25 protein-coding genes are annotated in these 22,706 nt (G+C 73.2%); 16 read left to right on the top strand and 9 right to left on the bottom strand.

The features are described 5' to 3' along the window. Together OUY22_RS25405 and OUY22_RS25400 are read left to right on the top strand one after the other, a co-directional pair. Positions 1-1,171 (top strand): alanine racemase (locus OUY22_RS25405; RefSeq protein WP_333486774.1); only part of this gene is annotated, 1,171 nt, incomplete at its 5' end. A 50-nt stretch (positions 1,172-1,221) separates the two neighbouring features. After that, positions 1,222-2,436: an IucA/IucC family C-terminal-domain containing protein gene (locus tag OUY22_RS25400; protein ID WP_270157659.1), complete on the top strand. Its 1,215-nt coding sequence runs from the start codon at positions 1,222-1,224 to the stop codon at positions 2,434-2,436. On the opposite strand, the gene OUY22_RS25395 is transcribed toward OUY22_RS25400, so the two are convergent. From OUY22_RS25395 to OUY22_RS25385, 3 genes are read right to left on the bottom strand one after another with little or no spacing between them, the layout of a single operon-like run. After that, a complete protein-coding gene (locus OUY22_RS25395; protein ID WP_270157658.1) occupies positions 2,437-3,663 on the bottom strand; it encodes a serine hydrolase domain-containing protein in 1,227 nt (408 codons plus the stop codon). A gap of 39 nt (positions 3,664-3,702) precedes the next feature. Beyond that, positions 3,703-4,158 carry a type II 3-dehydroquinate dehydratase gene (aroQ, locus tag OUY22_RS25390; protein WP_270157657.1) on the bottom strand — a complete coding sequence of 152 codons (456 nt, stop codon included), beginning with the start codon at positions 4,156-4,158 and terminating at the stop codon, positions 3,703-3,705. 14 nt (positions 4,159-4,172) lie between these two features. Continuing rightward, positions 4,173-5,327 carry an RtcB family protein gene (locus OUY22_RS25385; protein ID WP_270157656.1) on the bottom strand — a complete coding sequence of 385 codons (1,155 nt, stop codon included), beginning with the start codon at positions 5,325-5,327 and terminating at the stop codon, positions 4,173-4,175. 146 nt (positions 5,328-5,473) lie between these two features. Here OUY22_RS25385 and OUY22_RS25380 point away from each other — a divergent pair, with 146 nt between their 5' ends. The 5 genes from OUY22_RS25380 (at position 5,474) to OUY22_RS25360 (ending at position 9,588) form a co-directional block, all read left to right on the top strand. Next, on the top strand, positions 5,474-6,268 hold the full coding sequence (locus OUY22_RS25380) for a phosphotransferase (RefSeq protein WP_270157655.1): 795 nt from the start codon (positions 5,474-5,476) through the stop codon (positions 6,266-6,268). 90 nt (positions 6,269-6,358) lie between these two features. Beyond that, positions 6,359-7,348 (top strand): GTP 3',8-cyclase MoaA, encoded by a 990-nt coding sequence (gene moaA, locus OUY22_RS25375; protein WP_270157654.1) that lies wholly within the window; start codon positions 6,359-6,361, stop codon positions 7,346-7,348. Then, positions 7,348-8,472, top strand: a complete 1,125-nt coding sequence (locus OUY22_RS25370; RefSeq protein ID WP_270157653.1) for a P1 family peptidase — start codon at positions 7,348-7,350, stop codon at positions 8,470-8,472. The genes moaA and OUY22_RS25370 overlap by 1 nt, the downstream gene beginning before the upstream one ends. Before the next feature lie 108 nt (positions 8,473-8,580). Beyond that, entirely contained in the window at positions 8,581-9,321 is a 741-nt protein-coding gene (gene mobA, locus OUY22_RS25365; protein WP_270157652.1) for a molybdenum cofactor guanylyltransferase, read from the top strand. Positions 9,322-9,333: 12 nt separating this feature from the next. Further along, a complete protein-coding gene (locus OUY22_RS25360; RefSeq protein WP_270157651.1) occupies positions 9,334-9,588 on the top strand; it encodes a DUF6457 domain-containing protein in 255 nt (84 codons plus the stop codon). Between the two features lie 316 nt (positions 9,589-9,904). Here OUY22_RS25360 and OUY22_RS25355 read toward each other — a convergent pair whose 3' ends face one another. Beyond that, positions 9,905-10,219 carry a DUF3099 domain-containing protein gene (locus OUY22_RS25355; RefSeq protein WP_270157650.1) on the bottom strand — a complete coding sequence of 105 codons (315 nt, stop codon included), beginning with the start codon at positions 10,217-10,219 and terminating at the stop codon, positions 9,905-9,907. Positions 10,220-10,318: 99 nt separating this feature from the next. On the opposite strand from OUY22_RS25355, the gene OUY22_RS25350 reads away from it, so the two are divergent. After that, the gene (locus OUY22_RS25350; protein WP_270157649.1) at positions 10,319-10,531 is read left to right on the top strand and encodes a dodecin; all 213 of its coding nucleotides are present in this window, start codon (positions 10,319-10,321) and stop codon (positions 10,529-10,531) included. A 124-nt stretch (positions 10,532-10,655) separates the two neighbouring features. Here OUY22_RS25350 and OUY22_RS25345 read toward each other — a convergent pair whose 3' ends face one another. Beyond that, on the bottom strand, positions 10,656-11,486 hold the full coding sequence (locus tag OUY22_RS25345; protein ID WP_270157648.1) for a DUF4037 domain-containing protein: 831 nt from the start codon (positions 11,484-11,486) through the stop codon (positions 10,656-10,658). A gap of 107 nt (positions 11,487-11,593) precedes the next feature. Here OUY22_RS25345 and OUY22_RS25340 point away from each other — a divergent pair, with 107 nt between their 5' ends. Continuing rightward, positions 11,594-12,595: a linear amide C-N hydrolase gene (locus OUY22_RS25340; RefSeq protein ID WP_270157647.1), complete on the top strand. Its 1,002-nt coding sequence runs from the start codon at positions 11,594-11,596 to the stop codon at positions 12,593-12,595. On the opposite strand, the gene OUY22_RS25335 is transcribed toward OUY22_RS25340, so the two are convergent. Together OUY22_RS25335 and OUY22_RS25330 are read right to left on the bottom strand one after the other, a co-directional pair. Continuing rightward, entirely contained in the window at positions 12,579-13,952 is a 1,374-nt protein-coding gene (locus OUY22_RS25335; RefSeq protein ID WP_270157646.1) for a metallopeptidase TldD-related protein, read from the bottom strand. The two genes, OUY22_RS25340 and OUY22_RS25335, sit on opposite strands and share 17 nt — an antisense overlap. Beyond that, positions 13,949-15,439, bottom strand: a complete 1,491-nt coding sequence (locus OUY22_RS25330; RefSeq protein WP_270157645.1) for a TldD/PmbA family protein — start codon at positions 15,437-15,439, stop codon at positions 13,949-13,951. Before OUY22_RS25330 ends, OUY22_RS25335 begins: the two co-directional genes overlap by 4 nt. A gap of 77 nt (positions 15,440-15,516) precedes the next feature. Here OUY22_RS25330 and OUY22_RS25325 point away from each other — a divergent pair, with 77 nt between their 5' ends. Together OUY22_RS25325 and fabI are read left to right on the top strand one after the other, a co-directional pair. Further along, entirely contained in the window at positions 15,517-16,212 is a 696-nt protein-coding gene (locus OUY22_RS25325; protein ID WP_270157644.1) for a beta-ketoacyl-ACP reductase, read from the top strand. Between the two features lies 1 nt (position 16,213). Further along, a complete protein-coding gene (fabI, locus tag OUY22_RS25320) occupies positions 16,214-16,978 on the top strand; it encodes an enoyl-ACP reductase FabI (RefSeq protein ID WP_270157643.1) in 765 nt (254 codons plus the stop codon). 2 nt (positions 16,979-16,980) lie between these two features. On the opposite strand, the gene OUY22_RS25315 is transcribed toward fabI, so the two are convergent. Together OUY22_RS25315 and OUY22_RS25310 are read right to left on the bottom strand one after the other, a co-directional pair. Continuing rightward, positions 16,981-17,868 carry a hypothetical protein gene (locus OUY22_RS25315; RefSeq protein WP_270157642.1) on the bottom strand — a complete coding sequence of 296 codons (888 nt, stop codon included), beginning with the start codon at positions 17,866-17,868 and terminating at the stop codon, positions 16,981-16,983. A 126-nt stretch (positions 17,869-17,994) separates the two neighbouring features. Further along, positions 17,995-18,942 (bottom strand): aldo/keto reductase, encoded by a 948-nt coding sequence (locus OUY22_RS25310; RefSeq protein WP_270157641.1) that lies wholly within the window; start codon positions 18,940-18,942, stop codon positions 17,995-17,997. 65 nt (positions 18,943-19,007) lie between these two features. Here OUY22_RS25310 and OUY22_RS25305 point away from each other — a divergent pair, with 65 nt between their 5' ends. The 5 genes from OUY22_RS25305 to mshC form a co-directional block, all read left to right on the top strand. Next, on the top strand, positions 19,008-19,694 hold the full coding sequence (locus OUY22_RS25305) for an MSMEG_4193 family putative phosphomutase (protein WP_270157640.1): 687 nt from the start codon (positions 19,008-19,010) through the stop codon (positions 19,692-19,694). A 9-nt stretch (positions 19,695-19,703) separates the two neighbouring features. After that, positions 19,704-20,252 (top strand): DUF3090 domain-containing protein, encoded by a 549-nt coding sequence (locus OUY22_RS25300; protein WP_270157639.1) that lies wholly within the window; start codon positions 19,704-19,706, stop codon positions 20,250-20,252. After that, positions 20,249-21,013 (top strand): SCO1664 family protein, encoded by a 765-nt coding sequence (locus tag OUY22_RS25295; protein WP_270157638.1) that lies wholly within the window; start codon positions 20,249-20,251, stop codon positions 21,011-21,013. The genes OUY22_RS25300 and OUY22_RS25295 overlap by 4 nt, the downstream gene beginning before the upstream one ends. Positions 21,014-21,036: 23 nt before the next feature. Then, positions 21,037-21,687 (top strand): NRDE family protein, encoded by a 651-nt coding sequence (locus OUY22_RS25290; protein ID WP_270157637.1) that lies wholly within the window; start codon positions 21,037-21,039, stop codon positions 21,685-21,687. A gap of 10 nt (positions 21,688-21,697) precedes the next feature. Then, the coding region (mshC, locus tag OUY22_RS25285; protein WP_270157636.1) for a cysteine--1-D-myo-inosityl 2-amino-2-deoxy-alpha-D-glucopyranoside ligase at positions 21,698-22,706 on the top strand (1,009 nt) is incomplete at its 3' end.

Below are 22,706 nucleotides of genomic sequence, written 5' to 3'. Positions count from 1 at the left end.
GTACGGGAGAGAGGGGGAGCCGATGGTGACGGAGCCCGTGCGGGCGGAGGCGCTGCGGCTGGCCGGTGCGGGGGAGCTGCCCGCCTACGTGTACGACCTGCCGGCCCTGCGCGCGCACGCCGCCCGCGTGCGCGCGGCCACGGCCGGGACGGCGGAGCTCTACTACGCCGTCAAGGCCAACCCGGCCGCGGAGATCCTGCGCGCCCTCGACCCGTACGTGGACGGGTTCGAGGTCGCCTCCGGCGGCGAGCTGGCCCACGTGCGCGAGGCCGTCCCCGGCCGGCCGGTCGCCTTCAGCGGCCCCGGCAAGACCGACGCCGAGCTGGACCTCGCCCTGGCCCCGCCGGTCCACCGGCTGCACGTGGAGAGCCCCGGCGAGCTGGCCCGGCTGATCGCCAGGGACATCCCGGCCGACGTGCTGCTGCGCGCCAACCCGGAGCTGCCGGGCGAGGACACCCGGCAGGCCGCCGCGAGCCCGTTCGGCATGGACGAGGACGGCCTGGCCGCCTGCCTGCCGCTGCTGGCCGGCGCCCCGCACGTCCGGGTGCGCGGCCTGCACACCCACCTGACCTGGGCCCAGCACGACGCCGCCGCCCTGGCCGCCCTGGCCCGCAGGGTGACGGACTGGGCGCTGCCCTGGCTCGGCGCCCACCTGCCCGGCCTCGACCATCCGGAGCTGGACCTCGGCGGCGGCATGGGTGTCGACTACCGGGCGCCGGACCAGGTGTTCGACTGGCGGGCGTACGCCGCCGCGCTGCCCGCGACCGGGGCGCGGCTGCGGATCGAGCCGGGCCGCTCGCTCACCGCCTACCACGGCTGGTACGTCACCGACGTGCTCGACGTCAAACGCAACCACGGCCGCGACTACGCCGTCCTGCGGGGCGGCACCCACCACCTGCGCACCCCCGTCGCCCGCGGCCACGACCAGCCCTTCACGGTCGTACCCCGGACCCTCACCGGGCCCGCGCTCACCGGTCCCGCGCTCACCGGTCCGGCCACCCTGGTCGGGCAGCTCTGCACGCCCAGGGACGTGCTCGCCCGCGACGTGCCCGTGCCCGGGCTGCGGCCGGGCGACCTGGTGGTGTTCGAGCTGGCCGGCGCGTACGCCTGGAGCCTGTCCCACCACAACTTCCTCATGCACCCCAGGCCACGGTTCCGCTACCTCGACTGAGACGACCGGCTGCCGGGTATCAACCGGTTTTCCACGAGAGACGGGCACGAATGATCCTCGACGACGGGCAGGACCCGCTGCGGGTGTGGCAGTACGCCGAGCGCTACCTCGGCGGGGGCACCCGCGCCTACAGCCGCTTCTCGCAGGACCTGGAGATCTCCGAGCCGTACCATCCGCAGCTCGGGCTCCCCAGCTTCGAGGTGCCGACCTTCCGGGTGCCGCCCGGACGGGGGGCCTTCCTGCGCAACGGTCTGGAGTCCGCGACGGTCAAGCACTACCTGGGCGGCGGCGGGTTCCTGCTGCCCGTGCATCCGGAGACGCTCGCCTTCCCCGGCCTGCCGGACCTGGACGCCCTCACCGAGCGCGGGCCCGACCTGACCGTGGTGCCCTCGGCGAACGCCCGCACCGTGTTCGTGGAACGGATCGGCGGCCAGCCGGTGGAGCCCCACTTCGTCAAGCTGCACTACCCCCGGCGGCTGTCGCGCTTCACCCGGCGGCTGCGGCGGCCGATCATCTCGCTGCAGCTCTGGGTGGCCGAGGAGCTGTCGGCGGCCGGGGTGCCGGTCCTGCCGGAGGTCGCCGCCGGGGTCCTGGGCTCCGACCCGGACGAGGCCTGGGGCTTCCTCATCCGCGAGACCCGGACCGGCGCCGGGGGAGCGGCGACGCCGCGGTTCACCGTGCCGCTGTTCGCGCTCTACGGGCGGGACGTGCGCGAAGCCGGCGACCCGCCGCTGATGGCGCGGCTCGCGGCCCGCAGCGGCGAGGACCCCGCCGACTGGCTGGCCGGCCGGGTCGTCGCCCCCCTGGTGCGCCTGTGGCTGCACGCCGTCTCCGCCACGGGCTGCGTGCCCGAGCCGCACGGTCAGAACACCCTGTTCGCCTTCGACGCCGACGGCCGCCGCACGGCGATCCTCTACCGCGACTGCGGCGTCTATGTCGACCCCGCCATCCGGGCCGGGCGCGGCCTGACCCGCGACCTGCCTCCGGTCAACGTCATCTCCCGCGACGTCCGGCAGCCGCGTGAGCGCGTTTTCAGCCTCACCTACGACAGCTTCATGGGCCACCACGCCCTCGACCGCCTCGCCGCCGTCGCCGCCGACAGCCTCGGCGTGGACCCGGGGCGGCTGCGCCGGGCCGCGCGGGAGGCGTTCGCCGCCGGTCCGGAGGTCGGCCTGCCGCCCACCGTCCACTACTACGAGGACCGGCTGCACGACGACGGCCGCTGGGACCTCGTCGACACCGGCGAGCGCCCGGCCTGGCGGTAGCTAGAGCAGCGCCTGGTAGACCAGCTGCCGCAGCCTGCTCCTGATCGGGTGCGTGTCCGAAGGCAGGAGCTGGGTCATGAAGACGACCGTCAGCTCCTCCGCCGGGTCCACCCAGAAGGCGGTGCTCGCCGCCCCGCCCCAGCCGAACTCGCCCTCCGAGGTCGCCGTCCGGAGCCGGACGGCGTCCCGCACCACCGCGAACCCGAGCCCGAACCCGCTCCCCGCGTACGGCACCTCGGCGAACCCCGCCTGCCCGAATTCCTCCAGGTCTGCCCCGCCCGGCAGGTGGTTGCGCGTCATGTAGGCGACCGTGCGCGGCCCCAGCAGCCGCACCCCGTCGAGTTCGCCGCCGCGCAGCAGCATCCGCGTGAACCGGTGGTAGTCGCCCGCCGTCGAGATCAGCCCGCCGCCGCCCGACAGGAACGACGGCCGCCGCAGCTCCGCGCCCCGCGTGTCCATGGGCACGGCCCTGCGGCGGTGGTCCGCGGAGTAGAGCGAGGCCATCCGCCCCGCCCGCTCCTCGTCGATCCAGAACCCGGTGTCGTGCATGCCCAGCGGGCCGAGGATCCGCTCGCGCAGGAACGCGTCCAGCGGCCGGCCCGACACCACCTCGACCAGCCGGCCGAGCACGTCGGTGGCCACCGAGTAGTTCCACCGCGTGCCCGGCTCGAACGCGAGCGGCAGCTCCGCCCACCGGTCGACCGCCTCGGCCAGGCTCACCCCGCGCGGCGCGCCGCGGTCGAACCCGGCCCGCCGGTAGAGCTCGTCCACGACGCTCACGCGCTGGAACCCGTACACCAGGCCCGCGGTGTGGGTGAGCAGGTGCCACACCCGCACCGGCTCGGCCGCCGGCCGCGTGACGGGGGAGAGGGCGGGCCCCTTCTCGTAGACGCGCAGGCCGGCGAACGCCGGCAGGTAGTGGCTGACCGGGTCGGTCAGCTGCAGCAGCCCCTCCTCGTACAGCGTCATCACCGCGACCGAGGTGATCGGCTTGGTCATCGAGTAGATCCGGAACAGCGTGTCGGTCTCCACCGGCGCGCCCGACGCGACGTCGCGCCACCCGTACGCGGACAGGTGGGCGATCTCGCCGCGCCGGCTCACCAGCACCAGCCAGCCGGGCAGCCGCCCGTCGTCCGCGTACGGGGCGAAATGGGCGTCGATCCGCCGGAGCCGGGCGGAGTCGAGGCCGACGTCCTCCGGATCGCAGGTCACCGTCAGCTCGCCCACCGCGCCTCCTCGGACAGCCCGGAAATCTAGAACCGAATTCTAGACCTGGCGCGCCTCCCCGTGCAGCCCCCTGATCGCGAGCACGTAGCCGTACACCCCGAAACCCATCACGATCCCGCTGGCCACGGGCGAGACGTAGGAGTGGTGCCGGAACGGCTCGCGGCGGTGCACGTTCGAGATGTGCACCTCGATCACCGGGAGCTCCACGCCCTCGATCGCGTCGTGCAACGCGACCGAGGTGTGGGTGTAGGCGCCGGGGTTCAGCACCGCGCCGATGGCCCGGCCCGCCTTCACCTCGGCGCCCGCCTCCTGGATCCAGTCGATGAGCTGGCCCTCGTGGTTGGACTGGCCGAAGACCAGCTCCAGGCCCAGCGCCTCGGCCTCCTCCCGGCACAGGGTCTCGACGTCGGACAGGGTCGCGGTCCCGTACACCTCGGGCCGGCGGACGCCGAGCAGGTTGAGGTTCGGGCCGTTGAACACGTAGACGGATGTCATCCGACTGATCGTACTCAGCCCTTGTAGTTGAACACCTGCCGCAGCGTGTGCTGGACCGTGACCAGGTCCTCCTGGTCGGCCATCACCCGGTCGATCGGCTTGTAGGCCTCGGGGTGCTCGTCGACCAGCGCGGCGGCGCGGTCGGCGTTCCAGGTGCGGCCGCTCATCGCCGCCCTGAGCGAGGTCGCCGACAGCTCCCGCTTGGCCTTCGTCCGCGACATCCGCCGTCCCGCCCCGTGCGCGCACGAGTGGTAGGACTCGGGGTTGCCGCGCCCCCGCACGACGTACGACCGGGCGCCCATCGAGCCGGGGATGACGCCCTCGTCGCCGGTGTCCGCCTTGATCGCGCCCTTCCTGGTGATCCAGAGCCGCTTGCCGTGGTGGGTCTCCAGCTGGGTGAAGTTGTGGTGACAGTTGATCATGCGCACCCGGCGGCCGCCGCCGACGACCCGGAACAGGGCGTCGACCAGCACCTTGTCCATCCGGGCCCGCGAGGCCATCGCGTAGCGCTGGGACCAGAGCATGTCCGCGATGTAGGCGTCGAACTCCGGCGTGCTCTGCACCAGGTAGGCCAGGTCCGGGTCCTCCAGGCCGACCGCCTGGCGCCTCATCAGCTTCTTGGCGCCCGCGATGTGCATGGTGGCCAGCTGGTTGCCGATGCCGCGCGAGCCCGAGTGGAGCACGGTCCACACGCGGTCGCGCTCGTCCAGGCAGACCTCGACGAAGTGGTTGCCCGAGCCGAGGGTGCCGAACTGCCGGGCGACCTTGGTCTCCTGCTGCGCCGTCAGGCTCGTGTGCGGGCGGCCGAGGTCGCCGAGCGCCCGGTCCACCGACGGGTCCTCGTGACCCTTGCCGACACCGGCCGGGATCCGCCGTTCGACCAGCGGCATCAGCGCGTCGAGCGTGTCGGGCAGGTCGGCGGCGGTCAGCGTGGTCTCGGTGGCGACCATGCCGCAGCCGATGTCGACGCCGACGGCGGCCGGGATGATCGCGCCCTCCGTGGGGATCACGGAACCGACCGTGGCGCCGATGCCGACGTGCGCGTCGGGCATGAGCGCGACGTGACCGGACACGATCGGCACCCGGGCGGCGCGGGCCGCCTGCGCGATCGTCTGGTCGTCGATCTCGCTGGCCCACGACAGCAGGTTCGGAGCGGGCTGGTACGGCATGACGGGAACTCCTTGTTCGTCCTTGATCCAGTCTGCCCGCGATGCGCCGGTCCAGCCCACTCATTTACGTCGTGCGGGGCATATCGGACTGCATGGTGTGCTTGTTACGATCACCCCATTACGACCCTCCAGGTGGAGTGTGACCTGTGCGGCCTGACCCGCCCGACGGCGTGACCGAGGAGATCCTCCAAGGCGGCGGAGTCAACCAGGTCGTCCGCCGCGGCCACACCGTGCGCAGGCCCGCCGGGCCGTGGACGCCCGCCGTGCACGCGCTGCTGCGCCACCTCGCCGACCGCGGCTTCACCGGCGCGCCCCGCGCCCACGGCCTCGACGAGCGGGGCCGTGAGATCCTCGACTTCGTCCCCGGCCAGGTCGCCCACGGCCCGGCCGTCCCGTACGCGCGAAACGACGCCGTCCTGCGCGCCGTGGCCGTCCTGTTGCGCGACTACCACGACGCGACCATCGGCTTCGCCCCGCCCCGCGACGCCACCTGGTACTTCCCGCCGCGCGAGCCCGCCGAGGTCGTCTGCCACGGCGACGTCGCTCCGTACAACTGCGTCTTCCGCGACGGGCTGCCCGTCGCGTTCATCGACTTCGACACCGCCCACCCCGGGCCGCGGCTGTGGGACGTGGCGTACGCGGCCTACCGGTTCGCGCCCCTCACCGCCCCCGGCCACGGGGAGACCGTGCCCGTCTGCGAGCAGGCGCGGCGGCTGCGGCTGTTCTGCGACGCCTACGGGCTGGCCGCCACCGGCCGCGCGGCCCTGACGGACGCGGTGGGCGAGCGGCTGCGCGGCCTGGCGCGGATGATCCGCGACAAGGCGGCCGCCGGTGACGCCGCCTTCGCCGCCCACCTCGCCGCGGGCCACCCCGAGCTGTACCTCGCCGACGCGGCGCACGTGGCCCGCCACGCCCCCGTCCTGCGGGAGGCCGTACGGTGATACGCCGTTGCCAGAGCGGGCATCAGGCACGCGTAGGCTGTCCTTTTGGCGCCCACGGGCCCATTGGCGCGACCACGGGAGGTGACGCCCATGCTGCGTGACTCGTTCGGGCGGGTGGCTACCGATCTTCGGGTGTCCCTCACGGACAAGTGCAATCTGCGCTGCTCCTACTGCATGCCGCCGGAAGGGCTCGACTGGCTGCCCAACGCCCAGCTCCTCACCGCCGACGAGGTCGTCAGGCTCGTCACCATCGGCGTCGAACGCCTCGGCATCACCGAGGTCCGCTACACCGGCGGCGAACCGCTGCTGCGCCGCGAGCTCGCCGACATCGTCGCCCGCACCACCGCGCTGCGGCCCCGGCCGCAGGTGTCGCTCACCACCAACGGCATCGGCCTGGCGCGCACGGCCGGGGCCCTCGCCGCCGCCGGGCTGGACCGGGTCAACGTCTCGCTCGACACGCTCGACCGCGACACGTTCAAGCGGCTCGCCCACCGCGACCGGCTGCCCGACGTGCTCGACGGCCTGGCCGCCGCGCACCACGCCGGGCTGCGCCCCGTCAAGGTCAACGCCGTGCTCATGCGCGACGTCAACCGGCACGAGGCGGTGCCGCTGCTGCGCTGGTGCCTGGAGCGGGGCTACGAGCTGCGCTTCATCGAGCAGATGCCGCTCGACGCGCAGCACGGCTGGAGCCGCGACAACATGGTCACCGCCGACGAGATCCTGGAGCTGCTGTCCGGCTCCTTCGACCTCACCCCCGACGACGCCGAGGAGCGCGGCAGCGCGCCGGCCGAGCGGTTCCTCGTCGACGGCGGGCCGGCCCGGGTGGGCGTGATCGGGTCGGTGACCCGGCCGTTCTGCGCCGCCTGCGACCGCGTACGGCTCACCGCCGACGGGCAGATCCGCAACTGCCTGTTCGCCCGCGAGGAGTCCGACCTCAAGTCCGCGCTGCGCGCCGGCGCCGGCGACGACGAACTGGCCGAACGCTGGATCGCCGCCGTGGCGGGCAAGCGCGCCGGCCACGGCATCGACGACCCCGCCTTCCTCCAGCCGGCCCGCCCCATGTCGGCGATCGGCGGCTAGTGCGGGCCCGCGACCTGGGCCTCACGCCCGGCGACCGCGGCCCGCACGACGCGATCACCGACGTGCCCGGCGTACGCGTCGGGCACGTCACCCTCGTCCGCGACCCCGGCATCCGCACCGGCGTCACCGCCGTCGTGCCCGACGGCATCGGCCCGCACGCGCCGCTGCCCGCAGGGCTGTTCACCGGCAACGGCCACGGCAAGCTCGTCGGCGCCACCCAGCTCGCCGAACTGGGCGCGCTCGAGTCGCCGATCGTGCTCACCGCCACCCTGTCGGCGTTCCGCGCCGCCGACGCCCTGGTGACGTGGCTGCTCGCCCAGCCCGCCCACGCCGGGGTACGGACCTTCAACCCGGTGGTCGGCGAGTGCAACGACGGCCACCTGTCCGACATCCGCGCCCGTCCCGTCACCGAGGCCCACGTCCTGGAGGCCGTCGCCACGGCCGGCGGCGGCCCGGTCGCCGAAGGGTGCGTCGGCGCGGGCACCGGCACCACGGCCCTCGGCTTCAAGTCCGGCATCGGCACCGCCTCCCGCGTGGTGCGGGCCGAGGGCGCGGACGTCACCCTGGGCGCCCTCGTCCAGGCCAACTTCGGCGGCACCCTCCGCCTCCACGGCCGTCCCATCACCCCCGGTTCCCTGGGCCTCCCCACCCCCCACAGGCCTGACCTCCCGGGCCCTGACCGTTCCCATCCTCCGGGTTTCGACCTCCGCGGCCCCGCTGCCCACCGTTCGGCTCCCTCCGGGGGGAACGACGAGCGGGAGGCCGGGTCGTGCATGATCGTCGTCGCCACCGACGCGCCCGTGGACGCCCGCCAGCTCACCCGGCTGGCCAGGCGGGCCGTGTTCGCGCTCGGCCGCGTGGGCGCCGACTACAGCCACGGCAGCGGCGACTACGCCATCGCCTTCACCACCCGAACCGGCGTCGCCCCCCTCTCCGACCACGCGCTGAACCCCCTGTTCTCCGCCGCGCTGGACGCCGTCGAGGAGTCCGTGCTGAACTCGCTGCTGGCCGCCGAGACCACCGTCGGCTTCCGGGGCCGCACCGCCCACGCGCTCCCCGCCTCACGCCTGCCGGACCTCCTGGGAACCGGCACCCCAGGCGACCACCCGCGCGAGAGCCGGTGACACCATGCCCATGACGGCCCTCACGACCCCGCCCACGACCGCGCCGGGCGGCGTCTCGGCGCGCACCGGCCCTCTGACGCTGACGGGCATCCCGTCACGGTCGTCCGCATGGCGCCCCGCCGCGACGGAACGACGAGTGCGTACGGTGGAATCGTGTTCGACACGGTGATCCTGGCGGGCGGCAGGGCGCAACGGCTGGGCGGAGTGGACAAGCCGGGCCTGGAGGTGGGCGGCGTCCCCATGGTCGCCGGCGTGGCCGCCGCCGCCCGCGCCTCCAGTGCCGGTCGTGGTGGCGCCGGTGGTGGGCAGGTCGTCATCGTGGGGCCTCCGAGGGACATCCCCGGGGCCGTCTTCGTCCGTGAGGAGCCGCCCGGGGCCGGGCCGGTGCCCGCACTTCGCGCAGGGCTGGCCGAGGTCACCGCTTCCTGGGTGCTCCTCCTGGCCGGTGACCTGCCCTTCCTGCGGCCCGCCCACCTCACCACCCTCCTGGCCCGGACGGGAGACCCGGCCTTCCTGCCCGGACACCCGGCCGGCCCCGAGTCGAACCGGGACGCGAGCGGCGCCGTCCGGACGGGAACCGGTGACGATCTCGCCGTGAGGACGGCGACGGGCCGGGCGCGGGGGGTCGTCGCCGTGGACGGCGAAGGCCGGGAGCAGTGGCTGCTCGGCGTCTGGGACGTCGCCAGGGTGCGGGAGGCGCTGGACGCCTACGAGGGGCGGTCGCTGCGCGGGTTGCTGGAGCCGCTCGTGGACCGGCGGGTGCCGTTGCCGCGCGAGGCGTGGTTCGACTGTGACACTGGGGACGACCTGCGGGAGGCTCGGAATGCCGCGGGAGCCCGGTCATGCTGAAGGAGGCTCGGAATGAACGTGCTGGCTGAGTGGACGGCGCTGGCCTGCGAGGAGCTGGGCGTCGACCCGGCCCGGGTGGACCGCGACCAGATCCTGGAGCTGACCAAGGAGGTCGCGCACGGGGTGGCCCGGCCGGCCGCGCCGCTGACCGCGTACCTGCTGGGGCTGGCGCAGGGCGCCGGGACCGCGCCGGAGGAGGCGGTGGAGCGGCTGACGGCGCTGGCCAGAAACTGGGGCGAGACCGGGACGGCGCTGACCGACGGCTGAGACTGGGGCGAACTCCCGCAGTCAACCCCCGCTCGTTCCTGAAGATTGGCTGTGAATTCAGGGGCAGGTGGGGTGTAAACGATTTCGGGAAAGCGGCCCTATCCGAAGGCGAAGCCGGCTCGCGGATAGATCATCCGCATTCGAAAGTTTTGCCGGGAAAAGGGCGACGCCGGGTGGTTACGGGGGCAAACCACCCGGCGTCGCTTCATCGGCGTTCCGACGGGGGCCCGGAACGCCGGCACCAGCACTCCGACGGGGGACCGGAGCGCTTGGCTAAAGCGTACACCTACAACCCGTGGGATGCGTCAAGAGTTAGTCACGACCCGATCTCGCGTCGATGCAGCGGTATCTCGCTTTGGTTAGCGTCCGGGGTCTGAAAGGTGGGAGGTGGGGCGTCCTTGCCACGCTCATTGGCACCGATAACCGCTATGTACGGCAAAAAGACCGCACCGGCGATGAACAGCAGCTTGTACGGCCACGGCAGCGGCACCACCACGGCCAGAATCAGGCAGATCGTGCGGATCCCCATCTTGATGAGGTAGCTCCGCTCGCGGTGGCGGATGTCCGTGCTCAGCGAAGGTCTGGCGTCCGTGACCGTGTGGACCGCCTGCTTCCTGCGCCAGCTCCTCATACCTCCCACGTTAAACCTCGGACGGGCCGGTGACGACAGCGCCCCGGAAGGCCCGCGCAGGTCATGCGATCATGGCCTTGGAGTAAGGAGGATCTGGAGATGACGGATCGTACGTACCGCGTGACCGAGATCGTCGGCACCTCCCCGGAGAGTGTCGACGAGGCCATCCGCAACGGCATCAGGAGGGCCTCGCAGACCCTGCGCCACCTCGACTGGTTCGAGGTGACGGAGGTGCGCGGCCACATCGACGCGGGGGAGGTGGCCCACTTCCAGGTCGGCATGAAGGTCGGCTTCCGTCTCGAAGACGCCTAGGAGATCCGGACCGGGGGGCATGCGGCTGTGCGGGACTCATGTCACAGGCCCGCCGGAGACGCCCACCATGGAGGCTGGTCAGGGCCCGAACGGGGTGGCGGGCCCGACCGGTCAGGTCCGAGGATCAGGCGGGTCTGGACGGGCCGGCTGACGGCCGGTCGAGGGCCGCCCGGGTCTCCGACACCAGCTCCCGCGCCCCTTCCACCGCTGCCGCCAGCGACCCGGGCGTCTCGCCCAGGCCGCCCAGCAGCGCGCGGGCCCGGCGGCCGAACCCGGCGGGCGCGACCGGCAGCGTCTCCGCGACCGCCAGCGCGCCCTTCTCGTTCAGGCACCACCGCCGCTCGGCCGCGAACAGCGCCTGCACCAGCACGCCGACCGCCCGCGACAGGCAGAGGGAGACGTAGAGCGTGTCCGCCCTGCTCACCGCCTTGCCCGCCACCTCCACCAGGAACCCGGCCTCCCAGGCCGCCGCCATGAGCGACTCGCGCAGCCGCTCCGGGTACACGCCCGTCTCCTCCCGCAGCCGTGCCAGCTCCCCGTGCGGGTCGGCGAGTATCGTGCCGAGCGCCACCTCGCCCGCGTAGCAGGGCGACCAGAACCCCAGTGGATGCCCCATCTGGACGCCCACCTCGTAGCGGCCCTCCCGGCAGTCCGCCCACACCCGCCGCACGCGGTCGAGGTCACGCAGGATCCAGTCCACCGCCGCGCCGCCGGCCTCCAGCCACGCCCCGCCGTTCACCCACGGCCCCCACCCGCCGGGCCCGGCCACCTCGACCCCCGGCCCGGCCAGCTCGCGCAGCGCCTCCACGTCGAGCGGCTCCCGGTAGTAGACGCCCAGGTCCCAGTCGGAGTCCGGCCGATGCTCCCCGCGCGCCCTGCTCCCGCCGAGCAGCACCCCCACCACGCCCGGCACCTCCGCCAGCCGCCGCGCCATGCCCGCCACGATGGCCTCCACCGCCCGCCTCCCCCCGCTTCAAGATCACAGCCGGCGTCATCCTACGTCCACCGCCCCCGAGGCCGCCCGGGGGTGACAGATCGCCGGGCGGGCGGCACACTGCTGTCATGCGCAGCCGGACCGCGAAGGTGCTGTCGGCACTGCTCCTCCTCGTGTCCGCGGCCGCGTGCTCGGGGGAGCGGGAGCCAGCGCGTTCCGTACGGGAGAGCCCGGTGTTACGGCAGACCCAGGAGCAGGTCGAGCGGACGGCGGGCAGTCTGCGCCGGCTCGACGACCTGCCGATGTACGCGATGACCTACCACGGCGACTACGACGCCGAGGCGCCGCTGACCGACGAGGAGCTCGCCCGTCCCGACAGCGCCTGGGCGTGCTCGCTGTTCGCCAGGGGGCCGCAGGCCGCCGACGGCGCCGAGTTCGCCCGCAACTTCGACTGGGACCCCAACGCCGCGATGGTGGTGCACAGCGACGCTCCCGGCGCGTACGCCTCGATCTCCGTCTCCGACGTCTCGTACGTGCTCGACGGCGGCGGCCCGGACCTGAAGGACCCCCAGCACCGGCGCAGGCTCGGCCACGCCGTGCTGCTGCCGTTCGACGGCATGAACGAGAAGGGGCTGGCCGTCGGCCTGGCCCAGACGCCCGACGCCGAGCTGCCCGCCAGGACGCCGGGCCGCGCGCTGGTGGGCACCACCCGCATCATCCGGCTGATGCTCGACCGCGCCGCCACCGTGGACGAGGCGATCGCGCTGATGCGCCGCTACGACGTCGAGTTCACCGGCGGGCCGCAGGTGCACTATCTGATCGCCGACCGGACCGGCCGGGCCGTGGTCGCCGAGTACGGCGGCGGCAGGCTGCACGTCATCGACGACCGCGTCCTCACCAACATCACCATGGCCGGCACCGAACCGGCCGACCGGCTGTCCGACGCCCGCTACAGCGCCCTGGCCAAGGGCATCGGCACCGACGCCGACGCCCTCGACCTGCTGCGCCGGGTGGCGCAGGCGCACACCCGCTGGTCGATCGTCTACGACCTGGACGACCTCACCGCCCGGCTGGTCACCGGGAAGCGCTGGAGCCGGGTCCACAAGCTGACGATCAGCTCGCCTGGCTGACCGTCGACATGTTGAAGTCCGGCACCCGCACGGCGGGCATGACGGTGCGGGTGAAGTAGTCGCTCCACTCGCGCGGCAGCGTCTGGTGGGACCGGCCCACCTCGCTGAGCCGGCCGAGCAGGTCGACCGGGCTCTCGTTGAACCGGAAGTTGTTCACCTCGCCCACCACCTCGCCGTGCTCGACGAGGTAGACGCCGTCGCGGGTGAGCCCGGTCAGCAGCAGCGTCTGCGGGTCGACCTCGCGGATGTACCACAGGCAGGTCACCAGCAGCCCGTGACGGGTGGAGGCGATCATCTCCTCCAGCGAGCGGCCGTCACCGGGCCCCCGCATGATCAGGTTGTCGATGGCGGGCGTGACCGGCAGCCCGCTCAGCTCGGCCGAGTAGCGGGTCTGCAGCAGCGACTCCAGCCGCCCCTCGCGGATCCAGTCGGTCGCCGCCAGCGGCAGCCCGTTGTCGAACACCGAGCTCTGCCGGCTGGAGGCGTGCGCCGTCACGAACGGCGCGCAGGCGACGCCGTCAGCCGCCGGGTCGCTGGAGAGCGTCACGGGCATCGAGGCGAGCCGCTCGCCCACCCGGGTGCCGCCGCCCGGCTTGGCGAACACCGAGCGGCCGTCCACGGCGTCCCTGGCGCCCGCGGACCAGAACAGGTAGACCATCAGGTCGGCCATCGCCGCCGGCGGCAGCAGCGTCTCATAGCGGCCCGCGGGCAGGTCGACCCGCGTCTTGGCCCAGTCGAGCCGCCGCGCCAGCCCGGCGTCGAGGGCGGCCACGTCGACGTCGGTGAAGTCGTGGGTGGACACCCCGGCCCACGCCGAGCGCTTCAGGTCGGCGGACTTGGCGTTGAGCTGCAGCCGGCCGGTCGGCTGGTCGTGGCGCAGCCGCAGGCCCGTCGACGTGCCGAGGAAGGTCGAGGTGAGGGTGTGCTCGGCGAACCCGTACAGCCTCCTGCCGCCCGACTCGGCGGCCGAGAACGCCTCGCCGAGCGCGGGCGCGAAGCCCTCGAACACCTCGATGCCGGTGGGCGGCACCGGCTCGTCCCAGGACGCGCTCGCGGGCACCCCGGACACCAGCTCGCGGGCGTCCTCGGCGGGCTGCGCGGCGCGGGCCGCCGCGTCGGCCGCGGCCACCACGTCGGCGAGCCCGTCAGGGCGCACGGCGGAGCGCGACACCACGCCCACCCCCCGCCCGCTCATCGAGATCACGGTGAGGCGGGTGGAGTGCGCCACCCCGTTGGTGGTCAGCGTGTTGCCCGCGAACCGCAGGTTGGCCGACGAGGCGTCGTCGGCCAGCACCACGCAGGCGTCGGCCGAGGAGAGCGCCAGCGCCCTTTCCACCAGCTCCTGGGGAGTCGTCACTTTCCGCCCTCCTGAACGGTGTTGAGGATCCGGACGTTGCGGAACAGCGCCGACGGGCAGCCGTGACTGACCGGCGCCACCTGCCCCGGCTGGCCCTTCCCGCAGTTGAACGCGCCGCCCAGCACGTAGGTGCCGGGGCCGCCGACGGCCTCCATCGACTGCCAGAAGTCGGTCGTGGTGGCCTGGTAGGCGAAGTCGCGGACCTGCCCGGCCAGCTTGCCGTGGGAGATCCGGTACGCGCGCTGCCCGGTGAACTGGAAGTTGTAGCGCTGCATGTCGATGGACCAGCTCTTGTCGCCGACGATGTAGAGGCCGCGTTCGACGCCGGCGATCAGCTCGTCCGTGGCCGGGCCGTCCTGGGCCGGCTGGAGCGACACGTTGGCCATCCGCTGGATCGGCGTGTGGCCCGGCGAGTCGGCGAACGCGCACCCGTTGGACCGGCCGAAGCCCTTCATCATCGCCATCCGCCGGTCGAGCTGGTAGCCGACCAGGACGCCGTCGCGGACGATGTCGAAGGTCTGGCCCCGCACCCCCTCGTCGTCGTAGCCGACCGTGGCCAGGCCGTGCTCGACCGTGCGGTCGCCGGTGACGTTCATCAGCGGCGAGCCGTACACCAGCTCGCCGAGCTGGTCGAAGGTGGCGAAGCTGGTGCCGGCGTAGGCGGCCTCGTAGCCCAGCGCCCGGTCGAGCTCGGTGGCGTGGCCGATCGACTCGTGGATGGTCAGCCACAGGTTGGACGGGTCGATCACCAGGTCGTAGTCGCCGGCCTCGATCGACGGCGCCGCGAGCTTCTCCTCCAGGTGCAGCGGCAGCGCGGCCAGCTCGGCCTGCCAGTCCCACTGCGTGCCGGTCAGGTACTCGTAGCCGCGCCCCACGGGCGGCGCGATCGTCGACATGTCGTCGAACCCGGACTGCGACGCCTTCATCGCGTTCAGGCTCGGATGGACACGCACCCGCTGCTGCGTGGTCGTCGTGCCGGCCGTGTCGGCGTAGAACTTCTGCTCCTTGACCTGCAGCAGCCGGGCCGAGACGTGGTCGGCCCCCTTGAGCAGCCCCGCCGACCAGTCGGCCAGCAGCGCCACCTTGTCGGCCTGCGCCACGTCGAACGGGTCGATCTCGTAGGACGACACCCACGTGGCCTCGTGCACCGGCTCCGGGGCCAGCTCGACCGGCTCGCGGTTGATCGGCGCGCTCACCCGCGCCACCCGCACCGCCTGCTCGGCCACCCGGGCCACCGCCTCCGGGGTGAGATCGACGCCGGCGGCGAAGCCCCACGTGCCGTCCTTGACGACACGCACGGCGTAGCCCAGGTCGTCGGCGTCGGCGGCGCCTTCGAGCCGGGCGTCGTAGAGGCTGAGCGTCTCGGCGCGGACGCGTTCCAGCCGGAAGTCGGCGTGCTCGGCGCCCAGGTCGCGGGCACGCTGCAGCGCGGCGTCCGCGAGCCGCCGCAGCGGGAGCGCGAGGAAGTCGGAGTCGATCTGGCGCATGTCCACGATCCTAACCCTGTGATCTTGTGTCACCCGGATAAGCGGGTACCGGCCGGTAGCAGATAGCGTCAGGTGTCATGGCTCGCTCTGTACTCGTCACCGGGGGCAATCGCGGCATAGGCCTCGCGATCGCCCGTGAACTCGCCGCCGCCGGCGACGCCGTCGCCGTCACCTACCGTTCCGGAGAACCGCCGGAAGGGCTGTTCGGGGTCAGGTGCGACGTGACCAGCATGGCCGACGTCGAGGCCGCCTTCGACAAGGTCGAGGCGGAGCAGGGCCCGGTCGAGGTCCTCGTCTCCAACGCCGGCATCACCAAGGACACCCTGCTGGCGATGATGAAGGAGGAGACCTTCACCGACGTCGTCGACGCCAACCTCACCGGCGCCTACCGCGTCACCAAGCGGGCGATCCGGCCCATGATGCGGCTCAAGCGCGGCCGCATCATCCTCATCTCCTCCGTGATCGGCCTGCTCGGCCAGGCCGGCCAGGCCAACTACGCCGCCTCCAAGGCCGGGCTGATCGGCTTCGCCCGCTCCCTGGCCCGCGAGTACGGCTCGCGCGGCATCACGGTCAACGTGGTCTCGCCCGGGTTCGTGGCCACCGACATGACGGCCGAGCTCGACACCGAGGCGATCGTGAAGAACATCCCTCTGGGGCGTCAGGCGACTCCCGCGGAGGTGGCGCGCGTCGTCCGCTTCCTGGCGAGCGACGACGCCTCCTACATCACCGGGGCCGTGATCCCCGTCGACGGCGGTCTGGGAATGGGGCACTGACGTGGGCATACTCGAAGGCAAGCGGATCCTGGTCACGGGCGTGCTGACCGACGCCTCCATCGCGTTCTCGGTCGCCAGGCTGGCGCAGGAGGAGGGCGCGACCGTGGTGCTCACCGGCTTCGGCCGGCTGAGCCTGGTCGAGCGGATCGCCAAGCGGCTGCCCGCGCCCGCCCCCGTGCTGGAGCTCGACGTGCAGGACACCGACCAGCTCGACACGCTGGCCGACCGGGTGGGCGAGCACGTCGACGGCCTCGACGGGGTGGTCCACTCCATCGGCTTCGCCCCGCAGTCGGCGCTCGGCGGCAACTTCCTCAACACCGCGTGGGAGGACGTCGCCACGGCCCTGCACGTGTCCACCTACTCCTACAAGTCGCTCGCGGTGGCCTGCCTGCCGCTGATGAAGGAGGGCGGCGCGGTCGTCGGCCTCGACTTCGACGCCAGCAAGGCCTGGCCGGTCTACGACTGGATGGGCGTGGCCAAGGCCGGCCTGGAGTCGTGCAACCGCTACCTCGCCCGCGACCTGGGCAAGCACGGCATCCGCGTCAACCTCGTGGCCGCCGGGCCGCTGCGCACCATGGCGGCCAAGTCGATCCCGGGCTTCAAGGAGTTCGAGGACAGCTGGCCCGACCGGGCGCCGCTCGGCTGGGACCTGGCCGACACGGTGCCGGCCGCCCGCGCCTGCGTGGCGCTCATGTCCGACTGGTTCCCGGCCACCACCGGCGAGATCGTGCACGTCGACGGGGGAGCCCACGCGATCGGCGGCTGACCTCAGGCGAGCCGGTGGCGTCCCGCCGGCTCGAACGGCATCGAGTCGTGCGGCTCGCTGCGGCGCCTGCGCTGCTGGACCACCCGGCTGGCCAGGATCGCCGTGGCGAGCAGCACCACGGTCAGCGTGGTGCCCAGCACGTCGGAGGCCGGCGCGACCGGCCGCACCACCGGCTCGCGGCCCATCGGCAGGGGCAGCTCCTCGGTGAACGGGTTGGGCCACAGCAGGTCGATCCGGAGGTCCTCCGGGTCGGCCGCGGGCTCCTCGGCGACCGGCTCCTCGCTGCCGTCGATGGAGTGGGTCTCACGGGCCGGCGGGTGCGTCGGCCAGGTCGTGGGCACCGCCTCGGCGTCCTCCTCCTCGGGGTCGCGGCGGCGCTCCTCACGCTCGGGCTCGGGCGTCTTGCGGCCGTCGGCCCGGGGGCTCGGGGGCGTCGTCTCCCGCGGCTCGTCCTCGTCCGTCTCCTCGTCCGCGTCGTCGCAGGCCAGCGGCAGGCACACGTCGGGGAGCGGCTCGGGCAGCAGGGTCTTCCTCGGCTTGGTGGAGGGCGTGGAGCGGGCCGACGGCTCGCCGGACGGGGCGGCCTTGGTGGTCGGCAGGGCCTCGCCGACGGTGCCGAGGACCTTGTCGGTGGTCTTGTCCAGGCCGTCGGTGAGGGGCTCGGTGACCCCGCCGGTCAGCTTGTCGACGGTGCCGGTGACGGTGCCCACGACGTCGCACAGGCCGTCGGTCACCCCCGAGAGCAGGCCGTTCCTGCCGCCGCGCTCGCAGTCGGCGGCCTGAGCCGCCTGGGTCTTCTGGGATCCCTGGGCCGCCGCGGGGACCGCGGCGACGGGGAGCGCCACGATCGACACCGCGAGGATCCCAGCCGAGATAGCGGTTCTGCTCACCATCCGTCCCCTCCCGCGTGGCTTCCGAGGAAAAGCCTGAAGGGTAACCGCAGACGGCGCAGCGCTTTTCTCGGTAAAGTTGCGATTCGGTATCGACTAGTGATACGCGAATTGAGCTCTCGTTCGTTACTCGGGGGACGAGACGTCATCCAGGGCCTCTCGGATCTCGATCGGGAGCTCCAGGTCTTCGGCGAGCAGCGTGCCCTTCAACTGGGTGAGCGTACGCGCCCCGACGATCGCCGAGGCGACGCCCGGCTGGTCGCGGACCCATGACAGCGCGACCGCCGTGGGCGAGACGCCCAGCCCTTCGGCGGCGGTCACGACCGACTCGACCACGCTGCGGCACCGGTCGTCGAGGTACGGGCGGACGAAGTCGGAGAAGTGCGGCGTGGCCGCCCGCGAGTCGGCCGGGATGCCGGTGCGGTACTTGCCGGTCAGCACCCCTCGGCCGAGCGGCGACCAGGCGAGCACGCCGACGTCCAGATGGTGGGCGGCCGGCATCAGCTCGCGCTCGGCGTCGCGGGCCAGCAGGGAGTACTCGGTCTGCACCGAGGTGATCGGCGCCCGGCCGTGGATCATCCGCTGCGTCACCGAGGCCGCGGCGAGCTGCCAGCCGGTGTAGTCGCACACGCCCGCGTACAGCGCCCGGCCGGAGGAGACGATGGCGTCGAGCGCGGCCAGCGTCTCGTCGAGCGGCACCTCGGGGTCGTAGGTGTGGAGCTGCCACAGGTCGACGTGGTCGACGCCGAGCCGGCTCAGCGAGTCGTCCACGGCGGCGATCAGGTGGCGCCGGGAGGCGTCGCGCGACCGGCGGCCCATCGGCGTCACCACCGCCTTGGTGGAGATCACCAGCTCGCCGCGCGGCACCTGGTCGCGCAGCAGGCGGCCGAGCACCCGCTCGGCGTCGCCGCCGGTGTAGACGTCGGCCGTGTCGACGAGGGTGCCGCCCGCGTCGAGGAACATCCCCAGCTGAGCCGCCGCGTCGTCGGCGTCGGTGTCACGCCCCCACGTCATCGTGCCGAGGCCCAGACGGGACACCGACAGGCCGCTGCGGCCGACATAGCGCTGCTCCATGATCCCGCCAGATTACCGCTCAGGGGGGTCGAACGCCGAGACGGCGGCCTGCGACACTTGGGTGGATGACCACGCTGCTTCTGGCCCGCCACGGGCTGACCGACCTGACGGGACCGGTGCTGGCCGGCCGCACCCCCGGCGTCCACCTCAGCGACGCGGGCCGGGCGCAGGCCGCCGCCCTGGCGCGGCGGATCGCCGGCGTCCGGCTCGACGCGGTCGTCTCCAGCCCTCTGGAGCGCTGCCGGGAGACCGCCGAGGCCGTCGCCGAGGGCCGCGACCTGGAGGTGCGGACCGACGACCGGCTGCTGGAGTGCGACTACGGCGACTGGACCGGGCGGGAGCTGAAGGAGCTCGCCAAGGATCCGCTCTGGCCGGTGGTGCAGGCGCATCCGAGCGCGGCGGCGTTCCCCGGCGGTGAGGCGATGGCGGTGATGCAGCACCGCGCGGTGGCCGCGATCCGCGACTGGAACCACCGTCTGGGGGAGAAGGCCGTCTACCTCGCCTGCAGCCACGGAGACGTGATCAAGGCGATCGTCGCCGACGCGCTGGGGCTGCACCTCGATCAGTTTCAGCGCATAACCGCTGATCCCGCCGCTCTCACCGTTATTCGCTATGCCCCCTTGCGTCCCTTTGTTCTCAGGCTCAACGATATGGGGGAATTGCGGCTCCCTGAGGATTCGGAGGAGAAAGACGGGGGAGAAAACTCCACCGGGAGCGATGCCGCCGTCGGCGGCGGGCCCGGGACCACGTAAGGTCAGGCTATGCCGGTCTTCGACTACGACCCGCCAGAGAGGTTCGTGGCGGGCGCCCTCGGGCAGCCGGGCGCGCGCGCCTTCTTTCTGCAGGCCAGGGCCGAGGGCAGACTGACCACCGTAGCGCTGGAGAAACTGCAGGTCGCGGCGCTCGCCGGCAGGCTCGAGGAGCTGCTCGACGAGGTGCTGCGGCGCAGCGGCGGCACCGCCCACGTGCCGGCCGTCGCCCCCGCCGACCTGACCGACGAGGAACCGCTCGACGTGCCTCTGTCGGAGGACTTCCGGGTCGGCACGATGGCCCTGGCCTGGGACCCCGAGACGTCCCAGGTGGTCATCGAGGCGCAGGAGATCGTCGACGAGGAGGACCTCGACGCGCCCGAGCCCGCGGTGCTGCGGGTGCGCATCAGCGCCGGCGCCGCCCGGGCCTTCACCCGGCGGGCGCTGGAGATCGTCGCGGCGGGCCGCCCGCCGTGCCCGCTCTGCGGGCAGCCGCTCGACGCCGAGGGGCACGTGTGCGTACGTCTCAACGGCTACCGCGGAGGTGAGGCGGCTTCATGACCGCTCCGGAGAGCGAGCCCGCCGTCAAGGCCGCCCTCCCCTCGGCCATGGACGAGGAGGAGACGCTCAAGCTGCTCCGTGACGGCCGCCTGGAGATGGCCGGGCGCCTCGTCGAAGCCACCAACATGACCCTCTACTGCACGGTCCGGCTGGGGGAGCGCGCGGCCGCGTGCGTCTACAAGCCGGTACGCGGCGAGCGCCCGCTGTGGGACTTCCCCGACGGCACGCTCGCCGCCCGTGAGGTCGCCGCCTACGAGGTCTCCCAGGCCACCGGCTGGCACATCGTGCCGCCCACGGTCTACCGCGAAGGGCCGTTCGGGCCCGGCATGTGCCAGCTGTGGATCGACACCGAGCGCGAGGTCGACCTGATGCGGCTGGTCCGCAGCCGCAACCCCGTGGTGCGCCGGATGGCGGTCTTCGACGCGGTGGTCAACAACGCCGACCGCAAGGGCGGCCACCTGCTGCCGCTGCCGACCGGTCACGTCTACGGGGTCGACCACGGCGTCTGCTTCGCCGTGGAGGACAAGCTCCGCACCGTCCTGTGGCAGTGGCGGGGCAAGCCGCTGTCGCGTGAGGCGGTGGGCGTGCTGGCCAAGCTGGAACGCGAGCTGGACTCCGGCTCTCTCGGCCGTCGGCTGCGCGAGCTGCTGACCACGGCCGAGGTGGAGGCGACCTGGAAGCGCGTGCGGCGGCTGCTCGACACCGGCATCCACCCGTACCCCTTCGAGGGCTGGCCTGCCGTCCCCTGGCCACCCATCTGAGCCAGTTTTGTACGCTTTGCCGCATGTGCACGGTGATCGTGAGAACGGGGCGGCCCCTCACCCTGATGGGCATCAGGGACGAGTTCGCCGACCGCCCATGGGAAGGCCCGGCCGAACACTGGCCCGGCCACCCCGGCGTCGTCGGCGGGCGCGACCTCAAGGCGGGCGGCACCTGGCTCGCGGTCGACCCGGCGGCCCGGCGCGCCGCCGCCCTGCTGAACGGGCGCGGCACTCCCGCGCCCGAGACCCGCAAGGTCTCCCGCGGCGACCTGCCGCTGCGGGCCGTCACCTCGGGCGAGCTGCCCGACACCGACCTGACCCGCTATGACCCGTTCCATCTGGTGCTCGCCGACCCGGCAGGGGCCCGGCTGTTCAGCTGGGACGGGCACGGCCTGGAGACCACCGACCTGCCCGGCGGCACCAGCGTGATCGTCAACACCGGCCTCGACCCGGACCACGAGCGCGTCACCGCCAACCTGCCGAGGTTCGCCGGCGACGCCGACTGGCGCGAGGCCCTGCGCGACCCGCCCTCCGACGCGCCCGAGGCGCTGATCGTCCGGCACGAGCTGCCCGACGGCCGCGTCTTCGCCACCCTGAGCGTCACCCTGCTGACCCTCGCGCCGGACGGCGTGACGTACGAGTTCACCGACATGACCGCTGATCAGCACCGATAGGCTCGATGACATGAAATCGTGGTCCGCCCCCAACGTTCCCACGCTCCCCGGCGCGAGCGTCCCGCTGCGGCTCTACGACACCGCGTCCCGGGAGGTCCGGCAGACCGATCCCGGGCCGACCGCGAGGATGTACGTCTGCGGCATCACCCCCTACGACGCCACCCACCTCGGTCACGCCAACACCTACCTCGCCTTCGACCTGGTCGGCCGCATGTGGCGCGACGCCGGCCACCAGGTGCACTACACGCAGAACGCGACCGACGTCGACGATCCGCTGCTGGAGCGGGCCGAGCAGACCGGCGTCGACTGGCAGACCCTGGCCGAGCGCGAGATCGAGCTGTTCCGCGCCGACATGGAGGCGCTGCGCGTCCTGCCGCCCCGCGAGTACGTCGCCGTCACCGAGGTCGTCGGCCGGGTCGCGGAGCTGATCGGCGAGCTGGCCGGCCGGGGCGTCACCTACGCGCTCGACGGCGACGTCTACTTCGACGCCGCCGCCGCGCCGCACTACGGCCAGGTCTCCGGCTACTCCCGCGCACGCATGCTGGAGCTGTTCGCCGAGCGGGGCGGCGACCCCGAGCGCCCCGGCAAGCGCGACCCCCTCGACTGGCTGCTGTGGCGGGCCGAGCGGCCGGGCGAGCCCGCCTGGGACTCCCCGCTGGGCCGCGGCAGGCCCGGCTGGCACGTCGAGTGCACCGCGATCGCGCTGGACCACCTCGGCCCCGGCTTCGACGTCGCGGGCGGCGGCTCCGACCTGATCTTCCCGCACCACGAGTGCGGCGCCTCCGAGGGCTTCGCCGCCGCCGGCCGGTGGCCGTTCGCCCGGTTCTACACGCACGCCGGCATGGTCGGCCTGGACGGCGAGAAGATGTCCAAGTCGCGGGGCAACCTGGTGTTCGTCTCCAAGCTGCGGGCCGAGCACGACCCCATGGCGGTCCGGCTCGTCCTGCTGGGCAGGCACTACCGCGACGACTGGGCCTACACCCCCGCCCTGCTCGCCGAGGCCGAGACCAGGCTGGAGC

Source organism: Nonomuraea corallina (assembly GCF_027620315.1).
GTDB classification, from domain to species: Bacteria; Actinomycetota; Actinomycetes; order Streptosporangiales; family Streptosporangiaceae; genus Nonomuraea; species Nonomuraea corallina.
Note: the sequence above shows the minus strand (reverse complement) of the source record. Positions and strands in the feature narration are given on the sequence as shown.